The following is a 16,086-nucleotide window of genomic DNA, read 5'->3' as shown; positions in this document are numbered from 1 at the left end:
ACTATGTCAGATCGGACAATCGGAATTTTAGGCTTGGGTATTTTTGGGAGTAGTGTTCTGGCTGCTCTCGCCAAGCATGATGTAAATATTATCGCTATTGACAACCATGAGGAACGAATCAATCAATTTGAACCAGTCTTGGTGCGTGGTGTTGTTGGAGATATAACAGATGAGGACCTCTTGCTATCGGCTGGAATTGATACCTGCGATACCGTAGTCGTCGCAACTGGTGAAAATCTAGAGTCTAGTGTTCTTGCAGTCATGCATTGCAAGAGTCTAGGGGTACCGACTATTATTGCTAAGGTTAAAAGTCATACAGCAAAAAAAGTCCTTGAAAAAATCGGTGCAGATTCAGTCATTTCACCAGAGTTTGAGATGGGTCGTTCGTTGGCACAGACGATTCTCTTTAATAACAGTGTAGATGTCTTTCAGTTGGACAAGAATGTCTCAATTGTCGAGATGAAAATTCCACAGTCCTGGACAGGGCAGAGTCTTAGTCAACTAGACCTTCGAGGACGATACAATCTCAATATCCTCGGTTTTCGTGACTACGAAAATGCTCCCTTAGATGTACAGTTTGGACCAAATGATTTATTAAAACCGGATACCTATATCATGGCGGTGATTAATAACCAATATTTGGATACCCTAGCAAGCCTTAGTGAGTAGAAGAGGAATGACTATTCTTTTTTCAACGACTATTGAGTCAATATAAGTAATTTATAAGAGGGATTTAAGAAAAATTTTAACTTTTTCTTAATCCTTTTTAATTTTAGGAGATTATACTAGAGTCATCAAATAAAGAAAAACTCTAAGGAGAATCCTATGAAATTCAATCCAAATCAGAGATATACTCGTTGGTCTATCCGCCGTCTTAGTGTCGGTGTTGCCTCAGTTGTTGTGGCTAGTGGCTTCTTTGTCCTAGTTGGTCAACCAAGTTCTGTACGTGCCGATGTGGTCAATCCAACCCCGGCTCAAGTTGGGCCAGATGCTACTTCGGTGAGTGAAAAGAGTGACTTACCAGTAGAACTTCTCAAAGAAGCAGTCGATACTGCTCTTCCTTCAGAACAGGCAGACTCAGCACCTAAAGCAAGCTTGGATACTACAAGCTCTCCAGAAAAAGTGAATGTAGCTGATAAAGACCAAGTGGTAGCGCCAAAAGAAGAAGTGCAAGCAAAACCAGAATCTAAGAAAGAAACAGAGGATGCGGTTAAACCTGCGACAAATCCTGCGCCTACAGTTTCTGGACAAGACCGTGAAGCAAATGAAGCTCAACCAGCAACCACTCCAGCTGAAGTGCAAAAGGGCGTGGCCGACAACACTAAAGACACAGTAGATGTCCCAGCAACTTACTTGGACAAAGCCAACTTCCCAGGTCCATTCACAGCTGGCGTCAACCAAGTCATTCCATATGAATTCTTCGCCGGTGACGGTATGTTGACTCGTCTTATCTTGAAAGCCTCAGACAAAGCTCCGTGGTCAGACAACGGTTCAGCTAAAAATCCTGCCCTTCCACCAGTAGAAAACTTGGGCAAAGGCCTTTACTTCTATGAAGTGGATTTGGCAGGTACCCAAGGTAAATCAGATAAAGAGCTTCTAGACCTCTTAAAACAAAATGGTACGCAAAGCTATAAAGCAACTATCAAAGTGTACGGTTCGAAAGACGGCAAGGCTGATTTGAGTAATCTAGTAGCGACTAAGGATTTGGATGTCAACTTGAATGGTTTGACTACTCCAGCTGAAGTTCGAAAAGGTGTGGCAGACAATACCAAAGACACAGTAGATGTCCCAGCAACTTACTTGGACAAAGCCAACTTCCCAGGTCCATTCACAGCCGGTGTCAATCAAGTTATTCCATACGAATTCTTCGCAGGTGATGGTATGTTGACCCGCCTTATCTTGAAAGCTACTGACAAGGCCCCATGGTCAGACAACGGTTCAGCTAAAAACCCCGCTCTTCCACCAGTAGAGAAATTGGGCAAAGACCTCTACTTCTATGAAGTGGATTTGGCCGGCACTCAAGGAAAATCTGATAAAGAGCTTCTTGATTTCTTGAAACAAAACGGCACTCAAAGTTATAAAGCTACTATTAAAGTGTACGGTGCAAAAGATGGCAAGGCCGATTTGAGCAACCTTGTAGCGACTAAGGATTTGACAGTAAACTTGAATGGCTTGACTTCTCCAGCTGAAGTGCAAAAAGGCGTAGCCGACAATACCAAAGACATAGTAGATGTCCCAGCCACTTACTTGGATAAAGCGAATTTCCCTGGCCCATTCACAGCCGGTGTCAACCAAGTCATCCCATATGAATTCTTCGCCGGTGATGGTATGTTGACTCGCCTTATCTTGAAGGCCTCAGACAAAGCTCCATGGTCAGACAACGGTTCAGCTAAAAATCCGGCCCTTCCACCAGTAGAAAAATTGGGCAAAGGCCTTTACTTCTATGAAGTAGATTTGGCAGGTACTCAAGGAAAATCAGACAAAGAGCTTCTTGACTTCTTGAAACAAAATAGTACACAAAGCTATAAAGCTACTATCAAGGTGTACGGTGCTAAAGACGGCAAGGCTGATTTGAGCAACCTCGTAGCGACTAAAGATTTGGATGTCAACTTGAATGGCTTGACTACTCCAGCTGAAGTACAAAAAGGTGTGGCCGACAACACTAAAGACACAGTAGATGTTCCAGCCACTTACTTGGATAAAGCCAACTTCCCTGGCCCATTCACAGCTGGTGTCAACCAAGTCATTCCATATGAATTCTTTGCTGGTGACGGTATGTTAACTCGCCTTATCTTGAAAGCCTCCGACAAAGCTCCATGGTCAGACAATGGTTCGGCTAAAAATCCTGCTCTCCCACCAGTAGAGAAATTGGGCAAAGGCCTCTACTTCTACGAAGTGGACTTGGCAGGTACTCAAGGTAAATCAGATAAAGAGCTTCTTGACTTGTTGAAACAAAATGGTACACAAAGCTACAAGGCAACCATCAAAGTGTACGGTGCCAAAGACGGCAAGGCCGATTTGAGCAACCTTGTAGCGACTAAGGATTTGACAGTAAACTTGAATGGACATCAGTCTCTTACTCAGATGCAGTCAGGTTTCGTCCCATCTTCTAATGGTTCAGCTATGCCGGCTCCAATGATGAATAGTCATCAAGATGCGTCTAAGATGAACGCTCAAATGCCTAGTGTCAATCAAGATGATATGAAATCTAAAATGCCAGCTGCTAGTCAGGATAAGATGATGCCTAACAAAGAGCAGGACAAAACCATGAATGCTAGTCAGCCTATGGCAACACCAAGCATGAAACAAGATCAAGATCCAGCAGCCTCAAGTAAAATGTCTGATGAAGGCAAGATGGCATCTAATAACAAGGTATCAAGTCCAATGATGGCTGATCAAATGAAAGACCAAAAAGACATGCTTCCATATACTGGTGAAGCCCAAACATCAATGGCTCCTATTGGCTTCCTTGGACTCGCCTTGGCCGGACTGTTAGGTGGCCTCAGTTTGAAAGCTAAAAAAGAGGAGAATGACTAGTCCAGTTACAGACTTTCTATCCAGGATTTGAAAAATCCAGATATGGTTTAGAATGTTCGTAAAGTGATTAAAATAGTGTTATACTATTGTAGTATAGCACTGTTTTTTTCAAAGGAGAGACAGATGGGAAAGACCATTTTACTCGTTGACGACGAGGTAGAAATCACAGATATTCATCAACGCTATCTGGTTCAGGCAGGGTATCAGGTTTTGGTGGCTCATGATGGAGTAGAGGCCTTGGAAATCTTCAATCGAAAATCGATTGATTTGATTATTACAGATATCATGATGCCTCGGATGGATGGTTATGATTTGATTAGTGAGGTTCAGTATCAATCTCCAGATCAGCCTTTTCTATTTATTACGGCTAAGACAAGCGAGCAGGACAAGATTTACGGCCTAAGCCTGGGGGCAGATGACTTTATTGCCAAGCCATTTAGTCCTCGTGAGCTTGTTTTACGTGTCCACAATATCTTGCGTCGCCTTCATCGTGGGGGTGAGATAGAGGTTGTCAGTCTCGGGGATTTACGAATGAATCACGGTAGTCATGAGGCTCAAGTAGGAGATGTAGCACTTGATTTGACAGTCAAATCCTTCGAGCTTTTATGGATTTTAGCCAGCAATCCAAAGCGAGTTTTCTCTAAGACAGATCTCTATGAAAAGGTCTGGCAAGAAGACTATGTGGATGATACCAATACCTTAAATGTTCATATTCATGCTCTTCGACAGGAGTTGGCTAAACATGCCAGTGCAGAAACGCCCAACATCAAAACCGTCTGGGGCTTGGGCTACAAAATTGAGAAAGCACGAGGGAGTCAATGAAATTAAAAAGTTACATTTTAGTGGGGTATGTCATTTCAACACTCCTAACGATTATCGTGGTCTTTTGGGCCATCCAGCGAATGTTAATTGAAGAAAGAGAAATTTATTTCCTAGTGGGGATGACTCTCATGGCTAGTTTTGTCGGTGCTGGGATTAGTCTCTTTCTCCTATCGCCTGTCTTTACTTCGTTGAGCAAACTTAAGGAACATGCTAAGCGGGTAGCAGACAAGGACTTTCCTTCCAATCTGGAGGTTCAAGGCCCTGTAGAATTTCAACAATTAGGCCAAGCTTTTAATGAAATGTCCCATGATTTGCAGGCGACCTTTGATTCCTTGGAAGAAAGCGAACGAGAAAAGGGCTTGATGATTGCACAGTTGTCGCATGATATTAAGACCCCCATTACTTCGATTCAAGCGACGGTAGAAGGGATTTTGGATGGGGTTATCAAGGAAGGAGAACAGGACCATTATCTAGCAACCATTGGGCGTCAGACGGAAAGACTCAATAAACTGGTTGAAGAGTTGAATTTTTTGACTTTAAACACAGCTAGCAATCAGGCGGAGACGACTAGTAAAGACAGCATTTTTCTGGATCAGCTCTTGATTGAGTGTATGAGTGAATTTCAGTTCTTGATTGAGCAGGAGGAGCGAGATGTTCACTTGCAGGTAGTCCCAGAGTCTGCCCGGATTGAAGGAGATTATGCTAAACTTTCTCGTATCTTGGTAAATCTGGTCAATAACGCTTTTAAATACTCGGCTACAGGAACCAAGCTGGAAGTGGTGGCTAAGCTGGAGAAGAACCAGCTTTCAATCAGTGTGACGGATGAGGGGCAGGGGATTGCCCCAGAGGATTTGGAGAATATTTTCAAACGCCTTTATCGTGTCGAAACTTCGCGCAATATGAAAACAGGTGGTCATGGATTAGGACTTGCGATTGCGCGTGAATTGGCCCATCAATTGGGTGGGGAAATTACAGTCAGTAGCCAGTACGGACTAGGAAGCACCTTTACCCTCCTTCTCAATCTAAAATAAAGCTTAAAACCCCTTTACAAATCTAACCATTCATGGTACAATATCCTTTGTGTGAAATATCAGCAGGAAAGCATGAAGCTCGTCAACAGGTGTCTTATGATAAGTAACCTTGGCTGTTTAGGCGAAGGGCATCTGCACGAATCAGGGCTTTCTAAGTGACTATTTCCACCGAAATATTATTTATATCAGGAGGACATTCACATGTCACGTTATACAGGACCATCTTGGAAACAAGCTCGTCGCCTTGGCCTTTCACTTACAGGTACAGGTAAAGAATTGGCACGTCGTAACTATGTACCAGGACAACACGGACCAAACAACCGTTCTAAATTGTCAGAATACGGTTTGCAATTGGCTGAAAAACAAAAACTTCGTTTCACTTACGGTGTAGGTGAAAAACAATTCCGTAACTTGTTCGTACAAGCTACAAAAATCAAAGGCGGAATCCTAGGTTTCAACTTCATGCTTCTTTTGGAACGTCGTTTGGATAACGTTGTTTACCGTCTTGGTCTTGCGACTACTCGTCGTCAAGCTCGTCAATTCGTAAACCACGGCCATATCCTTGTTGACGGAAAACGCGTTGATATCCCATCATACCGTGTAACTCCAGGTCAAGTGATCTCAGTTCGTGAAAAATCATTGAAAGTTCCAGCTATCCTTGAAGCAGTAGAAGCAACTCTTGGACGTCCAGCATTCGTATCATTCGATGCTGAAAAATTGGAAGGTTCATTGACTCGCTTGCCAGAACGCGATGAAATCAACCCAGAAATCAACGAAGCACTTGTCGTTGAATTCTACAACAAAATGCTTTAATTTTAAGATTTGTTTTACAAAAAGCCTACAACAGTGGGCTTTTTGCTTTGTCTTAAAACGTTGATTTCTGGGTTTGTCATCATTTTTGTCATCACTCATAATGAACGAACAGCTTTCTCATAAAATGAGACGGCTGTTTTTGCTTTTTCTTTGGAGAGATGACTGTAAGTGTCCATGGTCATAGCCAATGTGGAATGACCTAAACGGTGCTGAAGTTCCTTGTAGGGTATTCCAGAGTTAAGCAATAAACTAGCGTGTGTGTGCCTAAAACCGTGGAATCCAATATTAGGTACACCAGCATGTTTGAAACGTGTGTTTAAACGAGTTGCTAGTGTTTTATTGTTTGGGTATTTATGTATAAAATCTGAGAAGACAATAGTTTCAGTTCGACCAAGTTTCCAAGCTTCTTGTCTTTGTCTTTTTTGATACACTTTTAAGACCTCTATAGTTTGTGCATCAATATCAATTGTACGATAACTTGCCTCAGACTTTGGACTGTTAATCTCACCTAAATGATTTAGTGTTTTTGTGATATTCACAGTCGCATTATGCAGGTCAATATCTGACCAATGTAGAGCTAAGGCTTCGTTAATACGGCAACCAGTAGCAAGAAGAAACTTATACAAAGTAATTTCATAGATATTTCTGTATATTGCTAAGTCAGCCTCTTCTAAATAACTGAGGAATTGCTTTAACTCTAAGTTATTAAAGTGCTTAACTTTTGTTCTCCCTTTTTTTATTTTACGAGGAAGAATGACTTCACGGGCTGGATTTATATCAATAATTTGCATTGTGACAGCATATTGTAGGATACGTTTATTTAGCGCGTGAATTTTATCATAGTGCAGAAATGCTCCGTCTTCTCTTTTGTTAGCGCGTAGAGCTAGTTGATTAACAATACGCTGAATAGTAGGGGTAGTTAATTTATCTAGCTTATAAGACCCAAATAAAGGAATCACATGGTTAGATAGTAGTCGCTTTACAGAATCTTGTGTGTTTGGTTTTACTGTGTGTTGATAGCTTTCCCACCATAATTGAGCTACTTCTTCATAGCTTGTTAGTGGAATGTTCTCTTTCTTACTAAAACCATTATTTTGGAAATCAGCTTTAGCTAATTGAGCTTTTTTCTTCAATTCAGTTTTAGTTCTAGCGGTTAGATTAGCCTGTATTCTTTTTCCAGTTTGTGAATCTATACCAAGATATACTCTAGAACGATATACAGTGCTACCATTTTGTTTCTTTATTTCTGCTATTTTCATTTTTTAACCTTTCTAACATCAGCAGGCAAGCTGTAAGAGGTTATGAAAATAGATATTATGATTTGTGTCTAGAACGAATACCGTCAATTAGTATTTGTAGAGCGGTTAAGTCCTCAGTTGTGAGTGCTTGACCATTAATAGTTATTTTTACATTTTTTCTAAAGATATAATCAAGGTTAATCTTAATATTTTCTCCATTGATAATATCTTGACTAATGTCTTTGTATGTTCTTAATGTTGAGAACAAGGATTTGCTATTCCTTAGTTCGATTAAATCCTTTAAAAGTTGCTTCTCTTTATCATTGTGAATTGAATCCATGTTGACATGGCTAATTATGTCATCGATATAAGAACTAGCTGAAGTTTGGGATTCTGCATAGAAACCAACAGAATCTAGTCCGTCTCTTTGACACTGTTCCTTTATGGCGTGTTGAGCAATGTTAAGTGCAATCTCATATAGACTGTCTACACTGGGAATCTTTTTGTCATTTTCGATTTGTGAGATGTAGGATTGAGATACGTTTAGTGATTCAGCAAGTTTCTTGGTAGTTATGTTTGCTTCCTTACGATATTTTTTTAGATAAGCTCCTATCATTTTTAACCTCCGTTTAATAACTTTAGTAATATTTTATCAAAAAACTCTTGACATGTAAATTAAAAACTGATAAAATCTAAAACATAACCAAGGTTTAATAACCTAGGTAAAAAGGCAGGCTGTAATGAGGTGTGAAAACGGTTTTGCATAAATAAGAAAGAAAGAAGGTAGACATATATAGTATGACACAAGGATTACTATCGCAAGAAGCAGAACTAGCATTGTTGAGAAAGATTGAATCTTTAATAAAAGATTACCTATCACACGCAGTGCTTTCATCTCACAGTGACTCGTTTGGCTTGATACAACAAAAAGAGTTAATCAAAGAACTAGGTATTAGTTTAGTAACTCTGCATGAGTGGGAGCGTTTAGGGTTAATCCGATACTGTCCACCAATAGAAGGAACTCGTAAAGTCTTCTATAAGAAATCAGATGTTATGAAGTTCCTTTCAATTACTAGAAGGGAGTAACTATACTATGTGAAGAAATATAGTTGAAACTTCCTATGCTTACTTGAAATACATAGGAAGTGGTCGCCATGTTGAATTACAAATTCAATCGCTCAAATACACTATTTATAAACGGAAGGAACATAAATATGTCAATAATTAAAATTAAACCAAAGGATTCTGTGTTAGAATTGGACTATGATTTTGAAACTTACCCTGAGAGCGCTATTCAAGCTTTTGATAACTCTACTCCAATAGATAAATATAAGGAAGAATGGCGAATATTTAAAAATGAGGTAATTGATTCTATCCCTCACATAGATGTTTCAGAAAAAGAGAAGCTGAAAAAGAGAAAACCTCCGTTTCATATTATGGCAGACTTTTTAATGGCTCATCTCATTGTGGTTACTATAGCTGAAATAGAGGATACTGGTGAAGGTAGCTTATTTGTGTACAATCCAAAAGAGGGGATTTATCAACCTGCTTGGGATATAGTTACTAAATTAGTAAGAAGATTAGAACCTTCTTTTAGAAGTGCTGATATATCCGAGATTATTTGTGCACTAAGTTGTAACTGTAAAAATGTAAGTATATACCAAGGTTTACGTTACGTAGCGTTAGGGAATTGTATTTATGATACTTATCATCGGTATGGAATGAAATACAGTCCTTCAATTGTGTTTACACATAAAGTACAAGTAAATTATAATCCAGAAGCAACTTCTCCAGTATTAGGTGATTGGTCTATTGATTCTTGGTTAACTGAACTGTTTAATAATGATGCTGAACTAATTCACTTAGCATGGCAAACAATTTTGGCAGTGATACGTGGTTATGCTGATGAGAGAATTATTTGGCTGATTGGAAAAGGAGGAACAGGTAAGGGTAGTTTCCAAGAGTTGTTAATTAACTTAGTAGGTAGGAGAAATACAGCCTCCATGAAACTAATTGAATTAGATGGCAGAAACCGTTTTGCCACTTCACAGTTAATAGGTAAACATCTGGTTATTGGAGATGATAATCCTATTGATAAGGTGGTAACAGACCCTTCTACTATGTTTTCTCTAGTTACTCATGATATTGTCACAATCGAAAAGAAAGGCAAACAGGCCTATTCTGCTCGACTTACTCCTGTGATTGTTCAATCATCTAATCGATTGATTAAGATTCAAGGAGACAAAGAAGCTATAGCAAGAAGAACTTTCATACTTCCCTTCGTTTCTGAATTTAACAAAGATGGTTACAAGAGAGAAATAAAGCAGGTTTATCTAAAACGTCAGGATGTATTAGAATATGTATTGAAGAATGCATTAGAATATGATATCAGTGATGGATTCAAGGATATCAGTCACCACCCTGCTATCAAGGAAATTCATGGGAAGTCTATGACAAGTGTTGAACAGTTTTCATCTTATCTGTTTAGTCGTGTGAAATCTACTTTCTTGCCGAATTCATTTATGCTATGGGCATATGAACAATTCTGTGAAGGAAATGGTTTAGAACGAGAAACTAAGGAAGCCTTTCACAAAGAATTAAAAGATGCACTTCCATCAGACTGGGTATTTAAGCCAACATTATCTACTTGTAAAGATTTTGATGAGGGTGATTCTGTTTATTTTATTCATTCTGAGTCTTTTAATTTGGATTCTACAAAGAGATATAAAGGGTATGTAATGAAGTCATGCTCTTGATACACTTGAAACAGTAAATTTCATTTCTATTTTCAATTTTATTTGTTTTATTTATTCTAAGAAGTTAGAAATTAGTGTATCAAGTGTATCATTCTGGAGATATACAAAGTGTGAACGACTAGCCCGCCACGAGCGAAGGCAAAGGAGTGAAACACTTTGTTAAGTACCAAACACGCCTAATTTATTCCATGGTCTAATTGACAGCAAGAAACAAGGCACTCTCGTACAAATGAACTGTCCATCCGAAAAACTAAAGCCTTTCGTCTGAGACGTTCTTAGCGTACTTTGTGCCTACTTACTGTCAATTTGCTTTCACGGCATAAAGGCGTATGCTTGTGAGATAAAATAGAGAATAAAAATAGCTATTTAAAGAGGTTTTACATTATAGGATTTCATGTTTTTGTAGTGTTGACTTGATTCAGCTATCAGTTTTTACTGTACAATAGTATCAATTTCTCTCTCTATGTTTGTGGTTAGTAATGCGCGTGATAATGGGATTTCTAAGGGTCGATTAAAAAATAGAATAGTAAAGGATGTATGTGAATTTTGCTGTTCACCGATTAACTCTCTATATCAAAAATATGTTAGTAATGTGGAATTTTCTGAAGGAGGTTCATGTGATATAACGGATATACAAAATCCCTGCAATGAGTAATTGCAGGGATTTTGCATACGTTATATAATCAAGTGCTTACAGGTTACTACTGTATGTAAGAACGATTTATTTACCTATGTAATAGTAAGCTTCTTTACTAGAGCGGGGTGCATCTTTTATGACCATAATTCTAATTTGGTTTTTATCCGAACTGTCACCACTCCTAGTAATGACAGTAGATTTAGGCGGGTAAATCATGATGCCACCTTTTACAGAATCTAATCTCATACTAAAACTGATGACACCTTGGTTCCCAATTGTTGGAATTGTAATTATTTCACCATTTACTAAACCACTTTTATCAAATTTTATTTCTTCTCCAAATCCGTTCCTCCACGTACCAGCTATACTTGAGTAATCTCCTTGTAAAATAGCCTGTGAGTCAAGTTTTAGTGGCTCAGTTTCTGTTTGCTTTTCTTCTGTGGGAGTCGTGATAAGTGTGGCATCAGTAGCAACCCAGAATTGAAATTTTTCAGAGTCTTCCATGATTTTGACTGTGAAAGTAACGGTCGCTCCTTCTTGCCATCCCTCAATCATAGATTTCTTAATTTGTACTTGTACACCAGTCATAGGAGCATTACTAGCTTTTACCCAAATAGTATGGTATGTATTTAGAGCTTTAAAGTGTCCTACGTATGCTTCCCAAAACTTTTGGCGTGTTAGTTCTGCTGTGAAGCGGTATCGTTGACCAGTCTTTAATCTACCATCATTCTCCATTTCTCGAAGCTCTTCGGCTGTCGTATCTATGATAGTATCTTCATTTGAGCTAGAGCTTGTAGTAGATGTGCTGGAAGAAGAGCTGGATGATGCAGAGGAACTAGAAGTAGTAGATGAGATTTGTTGTGAAGAGTGACTATCTACGGTTTCTATATTCCTATCTGAATGTCTAAAGAATAAAAAAGTAGCTCCTATAATGATAAGAAGTAGAAGTGTAATTGAGGATATAAGAATCCAAAGCTTGTTGTTCTGTGGTAGAGGACAAACTACTACGTGATTCTGATTTTGGTAAACTTCAACAATATCATTTACTTTAGGATGAAAAGTTAACTCATTGATAGGAACATTTAGAGTCTCGTTTGTGTGGAGTCGAATGATAATATGTGTTTCTGAAACGTGAATAATTTGGTTATGTTTTTTATTTTTCATGTAGTATTAGTTCTCGTACATATAGGCAACCATGAGAGGTAGTGTTTTTGTGGATTTAAAGACCGTTTCATAACTTTGTCTTCCTTTTACTAGTCCGTACAATGTTATATGGTCATCTTCGGCTATAACTCTATTGTTGTATTCAGAAGGAATAGAAACCAAAATAATTTTATCATAGTCATCATTTATGGCTACACGCAGTGTATAGGCTTTCCCATCTTCCATAGCTTGTAAAACTTTACCATATACTCTTACTTTAGTATCTACGGCTATTTCATCATGATTCCACTTGTTATAGTCTACTTCACCATAATTTGCTTTATCATTATCTACAGTAATCTTAGGTTTTGATGGTACTGAGGATGATGAACTGGAACTACTTTCCTTTAAGGAAGATGAAGAGGTAGAGCTACTTTTTTTGGATGATGAAATTTGTTTTGATGTTGAACTTGAAGTTGTTTGATTGTTTGAAATTTGTTCTTTAGTATTTATAAAACTTATAACAATAATTACAAACAGTAATAGTAGAGTGACTATAATTCCTATTTTTTTATATTGGTTCTTTTTCTCTATGTTGTTTTTGTTGATGTCGACTTTTATGACAACACCTTCATAAACTTCTACATAATCCCCTATACTAGGTTCAAAGTCACAAGTTTCAATAGCAATTTCCTTTAAACTTCCATCCTCATAACCTATATAAATAGTATCTTCAGTTATTTTAATTATTTTCCCTATGTTCATTAGTACTCTCCTATTTTAATATTCCAGAAAACTTAACTTCATCAGGTGCCATTACATAACGATTTACAGCGACTTCTTCCCCACTGAGAGTGTAATAGAATCTAGGGCTATTTACTCCGTGGGATTTGGCAATTTTATATAAAGATTTGTTTAATGCACTGATAATTGCTCTAAGTTCTTTGTTTGAATACGAAGCATTATTTTCTGTGAGAATGATTCTGATGCCAGGTGTTACAGATATTTTTTCCATTTCAAGCATATTTGCTCCTAATTGCGTATTTACTTTATCTACACCTTCTTGAATTGCATTATAGAAAGCATCTAAATCTACTTTTCTGTTTTCTTCATTAGATTTTTTCTCAGATTCTTTAGATTTTTTCTCAGATTCCTCTTTCAATTTTTTCTGTTTTTCCCGTTCTTCCCGTTCTTGCCGCTCTTTTTCTTCTTTAATCTTTTCGATTTGTTTATTAAGTTTTAATTCCACTTCGTTTACACGGGAGGACAAACTACTAATTTTGTACTCGTGGTCGTTTGGATATCTATCTTCTAGGTATTTAATTTCCTTTTTAACAGATGACAATTCACTATCATCAGAAACAAGCTTCAAAGCTTCCTCTAACGTTATATTTTGTTTTATATTTGTTGTGTTATTTTCTAGTGCTTCAACTAGCTTAGTAACACGTTCCGTATCTTTCACATATTGTTGATTACCATAGCTTATTGCAATATAAGCAAATAATCCAAATAATAAAGTAAATATCACTAGAAAACCTACAATATATTTAGAAATTTTTTCTTGGTTCATTATTTATTCCTTTCTTATAAATGATTCAATCACTTCAACACTGGCTTGACTTGCTTTCGGTAATATGTCATATACTGTACCATTTGTGAAGTAAGTGAGATTAGGGATTGTTTTGAATCCTACGATTTTTTTGAAGTTATTCCAACTAGACTTGTCTATATGCTCACTATCCAAGTAATACACAGTTCTCTTAGTTTTATCGACTGCTTTTGCTAGTTTTGGAGCAAACTCTTGGCAGTAAGGACAACTTTCCCTCCCTGTATATAGGTAAAAAGTTTCTTGCTGTTGTATTTTCTGTTCTACTTTCTCTAAACTTATCTTTTGTAGCTTGTTCACAGTTGTCTGGTAATTTGTCTGTGGCTTAGTAGTCAAACATGCTGTGAATGTGGTAATTACAATAAGTAGTAGTAATAGTAGAATAAGATTTTTTTTGCTATTCATCACATCCGTATCCATCTTTATCTCTATCTAACCATGGACCATATTGTGGGTCGCTAGCAGGTATGTTTACACGTCCTGCTTTACGTGCTTCCCTACAGTTTTTAAAAGGTCTTAAATTTGATTGTGGAGCAGTTGTAGACGATTGTGTAGGAGTGGTTGTAGTGTCAGATGGAACTTGTTCTTTTTCTTGTGAAGATGATTTGTTTTCTTCCTCTTTTGATTTTGAGGCTTCGATGCTTGCTTTTTCCTCTTCTTGTGCTTTCTCTGTTTTTCTCACTTCACTGATTACTAATGAACCTTTACCAATTGAACCATATTTTTCTATAGATACTGTGTTTCCTGTATAGACCATAAGTTCATTTATTTTCACAGCTAGTGATTTAGGTGTACGCATTAGGAGCTTCTTACCTGTTATGTTGTACTCACGATATTCGTCTTTTTCTTCAATCCCAATTACTTCAGCTTCAACTTCATAGATTTTATCTGTGTTAGAGTGTTTATATTCTACCTCTCTTAGTGCTTTGGCTCGTAGGATGACTTTGATTTGAGGTGTGTTTAAGTAAGCATCCACAGCTATATGTCCAGTTGGAGACCATTTCTCTATTTTAGAGTTAGTTTCACTACTGGAAGATGAAGTAGAGGAAGATGAACTAGACTGTTTAACTTGTGAAGTTTGTGTTACGGAACTACTGTTTTTATTGTCGACTTGTGATGGCTTGCTTTCATGTGTAATTATTAGTGTAAAAAACATAAAGAGGATAAACAGTAATGCAATACCACCTGCTATTTTAACGTCTTTGTTCAGTTCTTTAAGTTTCTTAATTATTCTTATAAATCTCTTATTCACTTTTATAAATCTCCTGTGTTTTAACTTTAATTAAATAAATTAAAATATTATTTCCCTATAGTTATAATTATATCACACAAAGTTAAACTATAGAATAAGTTTTTCTACAAAATTTAACTATAGAGAGTGTAAACCAGATTGTTTAATCTATAAGATAGATAGTAGATTTAACACAGAGGTCAATAGGATGAATGATATACTAGAAACTATAAGTAATCAAATCCGAGATTTACGAGTTTCAAAGAAGATTACACAACAAGAATTAGCAGAAAGAACAAATTTAAGCGTTCCTTATATTAGTCAAATAGAGAATGGGCATAGGAATATATCTTTAGAAACTTTTATCAAGATTGTAGATGCTTTAGATATTCCATTAAGCGATTTTTTCTTACCTTATTCGGTAGTACAAGATACAGAGATGACAGAGCTTCTATTAAAAGTTCAAAAGTACCCACAGCATAGGGAAATTGTTCAAAAGGTGATAGAAATATTGGAATTAAGTCAGGAAAACTAAAAAGCACCTAAACGGTACTTTCTGCTTGCCTGCTGAACTCATCAATTTTGAAATTTGTACTCTAATTTGTCTACCATTGAGTGAAGTTTAATTTACTCTATTTAATGAAGGAATTATAAAAACTTGATGGAATCAACTTTTATAAAGTATGATGAAGTATAACTTATATAAAATCTATTCTACAACAAAATGCTTTAATTTTAAGAAATGTCTTACAGAAAGCCTACAACAGTGGGCTTTTTGCTTTGTCTTAAAATTAGATTATGAAAAACTAGCTAACTTTACGTGAATTACAAACTTATAATCGATAACATTACAGACTCAAAAACACAAGACAGAAACCAAAGCCCTTCTTTCCCCCTTTCTCTGCTATACTACAAGCAGAGAAAGGGGGAAAGCAAATGCTTGAAAAGTATTATGAGAAGGTAAAAGGAATTGTCCATAGATGTCGAAAAGATTACTATCTCCACCTGTGGGAAAAAGAGGATTGGGACCAAGAAGGACTGATCTGTCTCTATGAACTCCTTGAGGCCCATCCAGAATTAGTGGAAGAGGAAAAGAAACTCTACGTCTACTTCAAAACAAAATTCCGCAATCGAATCCTAGATAGCGTCAGAAAACAAGAGAGTCAAAAACGTCGCCTGGACCGTATGGCCTATGAAGAAGTAGGGGAAATTAGCCATCGCCTACCAGAAGGAGGATTGTGGCTGGATGATTACTACGCCCTTCATGAATTG

The 16,086-nt window shown here is 37.3% G+C and carries 16 protein-coding genes; 9 read left to right on the top strand and 7 right to left on the bottom strand.

All coding sequences use genetic code 11. The features are described 5' to 3' along the window. Positions 1-3 precede the first annotated feature (3 nt). The 5 genes from ADF68_RS02755 (at position 4) to rpsD (ending at position 6,203) form a co-directional block, all read left to right on the top strand. Entirely contained in the window at positions 4-669 is a 666-nt protein-coding gene (locus tag ADF68_RS02755) for a potassium channel family protein (protein ID WP_049548536.1), read from the top strand. A gap of 156 nt (positions 670-825) precedes the next feature. Next, positions 826-3,537, top strand: a complete 2,712-nt coding sequence (locus ADF68_RS02750) for an SSURE domain-containing protein (RefSeq protein WP_049548535.1) — start codon at positions 826-828, stop codon at positions 3,535-3,537. Between the two features lie 123 nt (positions 3,538-3,660). Next, positions 3,661-4,359: a response regulator transcription factor gene (locus ADF68_RS02745; RefSeq protein WP_049548534.1), complete on the top strand. Its 699-nt coding sequence runs from the start codon at positions 3,661-3,663 to the stop codon at positions 4,357-4,359. Beyond that, positions 4,356-5,390, top strand: coding sequence for a sensor histidine kinase (locus ADF68_RS02740; protein ID WP_049548533.1), 1,035 nt, complete (start codon positions 4,356-4,358; stop codon positions 5,388-5,390). Before ADF68_RS02745 ends, ADF68_RS02740 begins: the two co-directional genes overlap by 4 nt. 201 nt (positions 5,391-5,591) lie before the next feature. Next, a complete protein-coding gene (rpsD, locus tag ADF68_RS02735) occupies positions 5,592-6,203 on the top strand; it encodes a 30S ribosomal protein S4 (RefSeq protein WP_000092756.1) in 612 nt (203 codons plus the stop codon). Between the two features lie 95 nt (positions 6,204-6,298). Here rpsD and ADF68_RS02730 read toward each other — a convergent pair whose 3' ends face one another. Together ADF68_RS02730 and ADF68_RS02725 are read right to left on the bottom strand one after the other, a co-directional pair. After that, a complete protein-coding gene (locus ADF68_RS02730; protein ID WP_049548532.1) occupies positions 6,299-7,462 on the bottom strand; it encodes a tyrosine-type recombinase/integrase in 1,164 nt (387 codons plus the stop codon). A gap of 55 nt (positions 7,463-7,517) precedes the next feature. Beyond that, positions 7,518-8,057 carry a helix-turn-helix domain-containing protein gene (locus ADF68_RS02725; RefSeq protein WP_049548531.1) on the bottom strand — a complete coding sequence of 180 codons (540 nt, stop codon included), beginning with the start codon at positions 8,055-8,057 and terminating at the stop codon, positions 7,518-7,520. Positions 8,058-8,239: 182 nt separating this feature from the next. Between ADF68_RS02725 and ADF68_RS02720 the strand changes: the two genes are divergently transcribed. Together ADF68_RS02720 and ADF68_RS02715 are read left to right on the top strand one after the other, a co-directional pair. Continuing rightward, positions 8,240-8,527, top strand: a complete 288-nt coding sequence (locus ADF68_RS02720) for a hypothetical protein (RefSeq protein WP_065426685.1) — start codon at positions 8,240-8,242, stop codon at positions 8,525-8,527. A 128-nt stretch (positions 8,528-8,655) separates the two neighbouring features. Next, complete coding sequence (locus tag ADF68_RS02715) at positions 8,656-10,197, top strand: DNA primase family protein (protein WP_049548529.1); 1,542 nt, start codon at positions 8,656-8,658, stop codon at positions 10,195-10,197. Between the two features lie 721 nt (positions 10,198-10,918). On the opposite strand, the gene ADF68_RS02710 is transcribed toward ADF68_RS02715, so the two are convergent. The 5 genes from ADF68_RS02710 to ADF68_RS02690 are packed head-to-tail and all read right to left on the bottom strand — an operon-like array spanning position 10,919 to position 14,835. After that, complete coding sequence (locus tag ADF68_RS02710; protein ID WP_049548528.1) at positions 10,919-11,998, bottom strand: DUF6287 domain-containing protein; 1,080 nt, start codon at positions 11,996-11,998, stop codon at positions 10,919-10,921. 6 nt (positions 11,999-12,004) lie between these two features. Further along, a complete protein-coding gene (locus tag ADF68_RS02705) occupies positions 12,005-12,742 on the bottom strand; it encodes a hypothetical protein (RefSeq protein ID WP_049548527.1) in 738 nt (245 codons plus the stop codon). A 10-nt stretch (positions 12,743-12,752) separates the two neighbouring features. Beyond that, positions 12,753-13,547, bottom strand: coding sequence for a hypothetical protein (locus ADF68_RS02700; protein ID WP_049548526.1), 795 nt, complete (start codon positions 13,545-13,547; stop codon positions 12,753-12,755). 3 nt (positions 13,548-13,550) lie between these two features. Then, positions 13,551-14,003 (bottom strand): thioredoxin domain-containing protein, encoded by a 453-nt coding sequence (locus ADF68_RS02695; protein ID WP_239665528.1) that lies wholly within the window; start codon positions 14,001-14,003, stop codon positions 13,551-13,553. Then, complete coding sequence (locus ADF68_RS02690; RefSeq protein ID WP_239665527.1) at positions 13,981-14,835, bottom strand: excalibur calcium-binding domain-containing protein; 855 nt, start codon at positions 14,833-14,835, stop codon at positions 13,981-13,983. The genes ADF68_RS02695 and ADF68_RS02690 overlap by 23 nt, the downstream gene beginning before the upstream one ends. 187 nt (positions 14,836-15,022) lie before the next feature. Between ADF68_RS02690 and ADF68_RS02685 the strand changes: the two genes are divergently transcribed. Together ADF68_RS02685 and ADF68_RS02680 are read left to right on the top strand one after the other, a co-directional pair. Beyond that, a complete protein-coding gene (locus ADF68_RS02685) occupies positions 15,023-15,349 on the top strand; it encodes a helix-turn-helix domain-containing protein (protein WP_042901951.1) in 327 nt (108 codons plus the stop codon). A 401-nt stretch (positions 15,350-15,750) separates the two neighbouring features. Then, positions 15,751-16,086: transcriptional regulator (locus ADF68_RS02680; RefSeq protein ID WP_049548525.1), on the top strand; the 336-nt coding region annotated here is incomplete at its 3' end.

This window comes from Streptococcus pseudopneumoniae (assembly GCF_001068775.1).
In the GTDB taxonomy this organism is placed as follows: Bacteria; Bacillota; Bacilli; order Lactobacillales; family Streptococcaceae; genus Streptococcus; species Streptococcus pseudopneumoniae_N.
The sequence above is the reverse complement of the archived record's forward strand: the minus strand, read 5'-3'. Positions and strand labels throughout refer to the sequence as shown.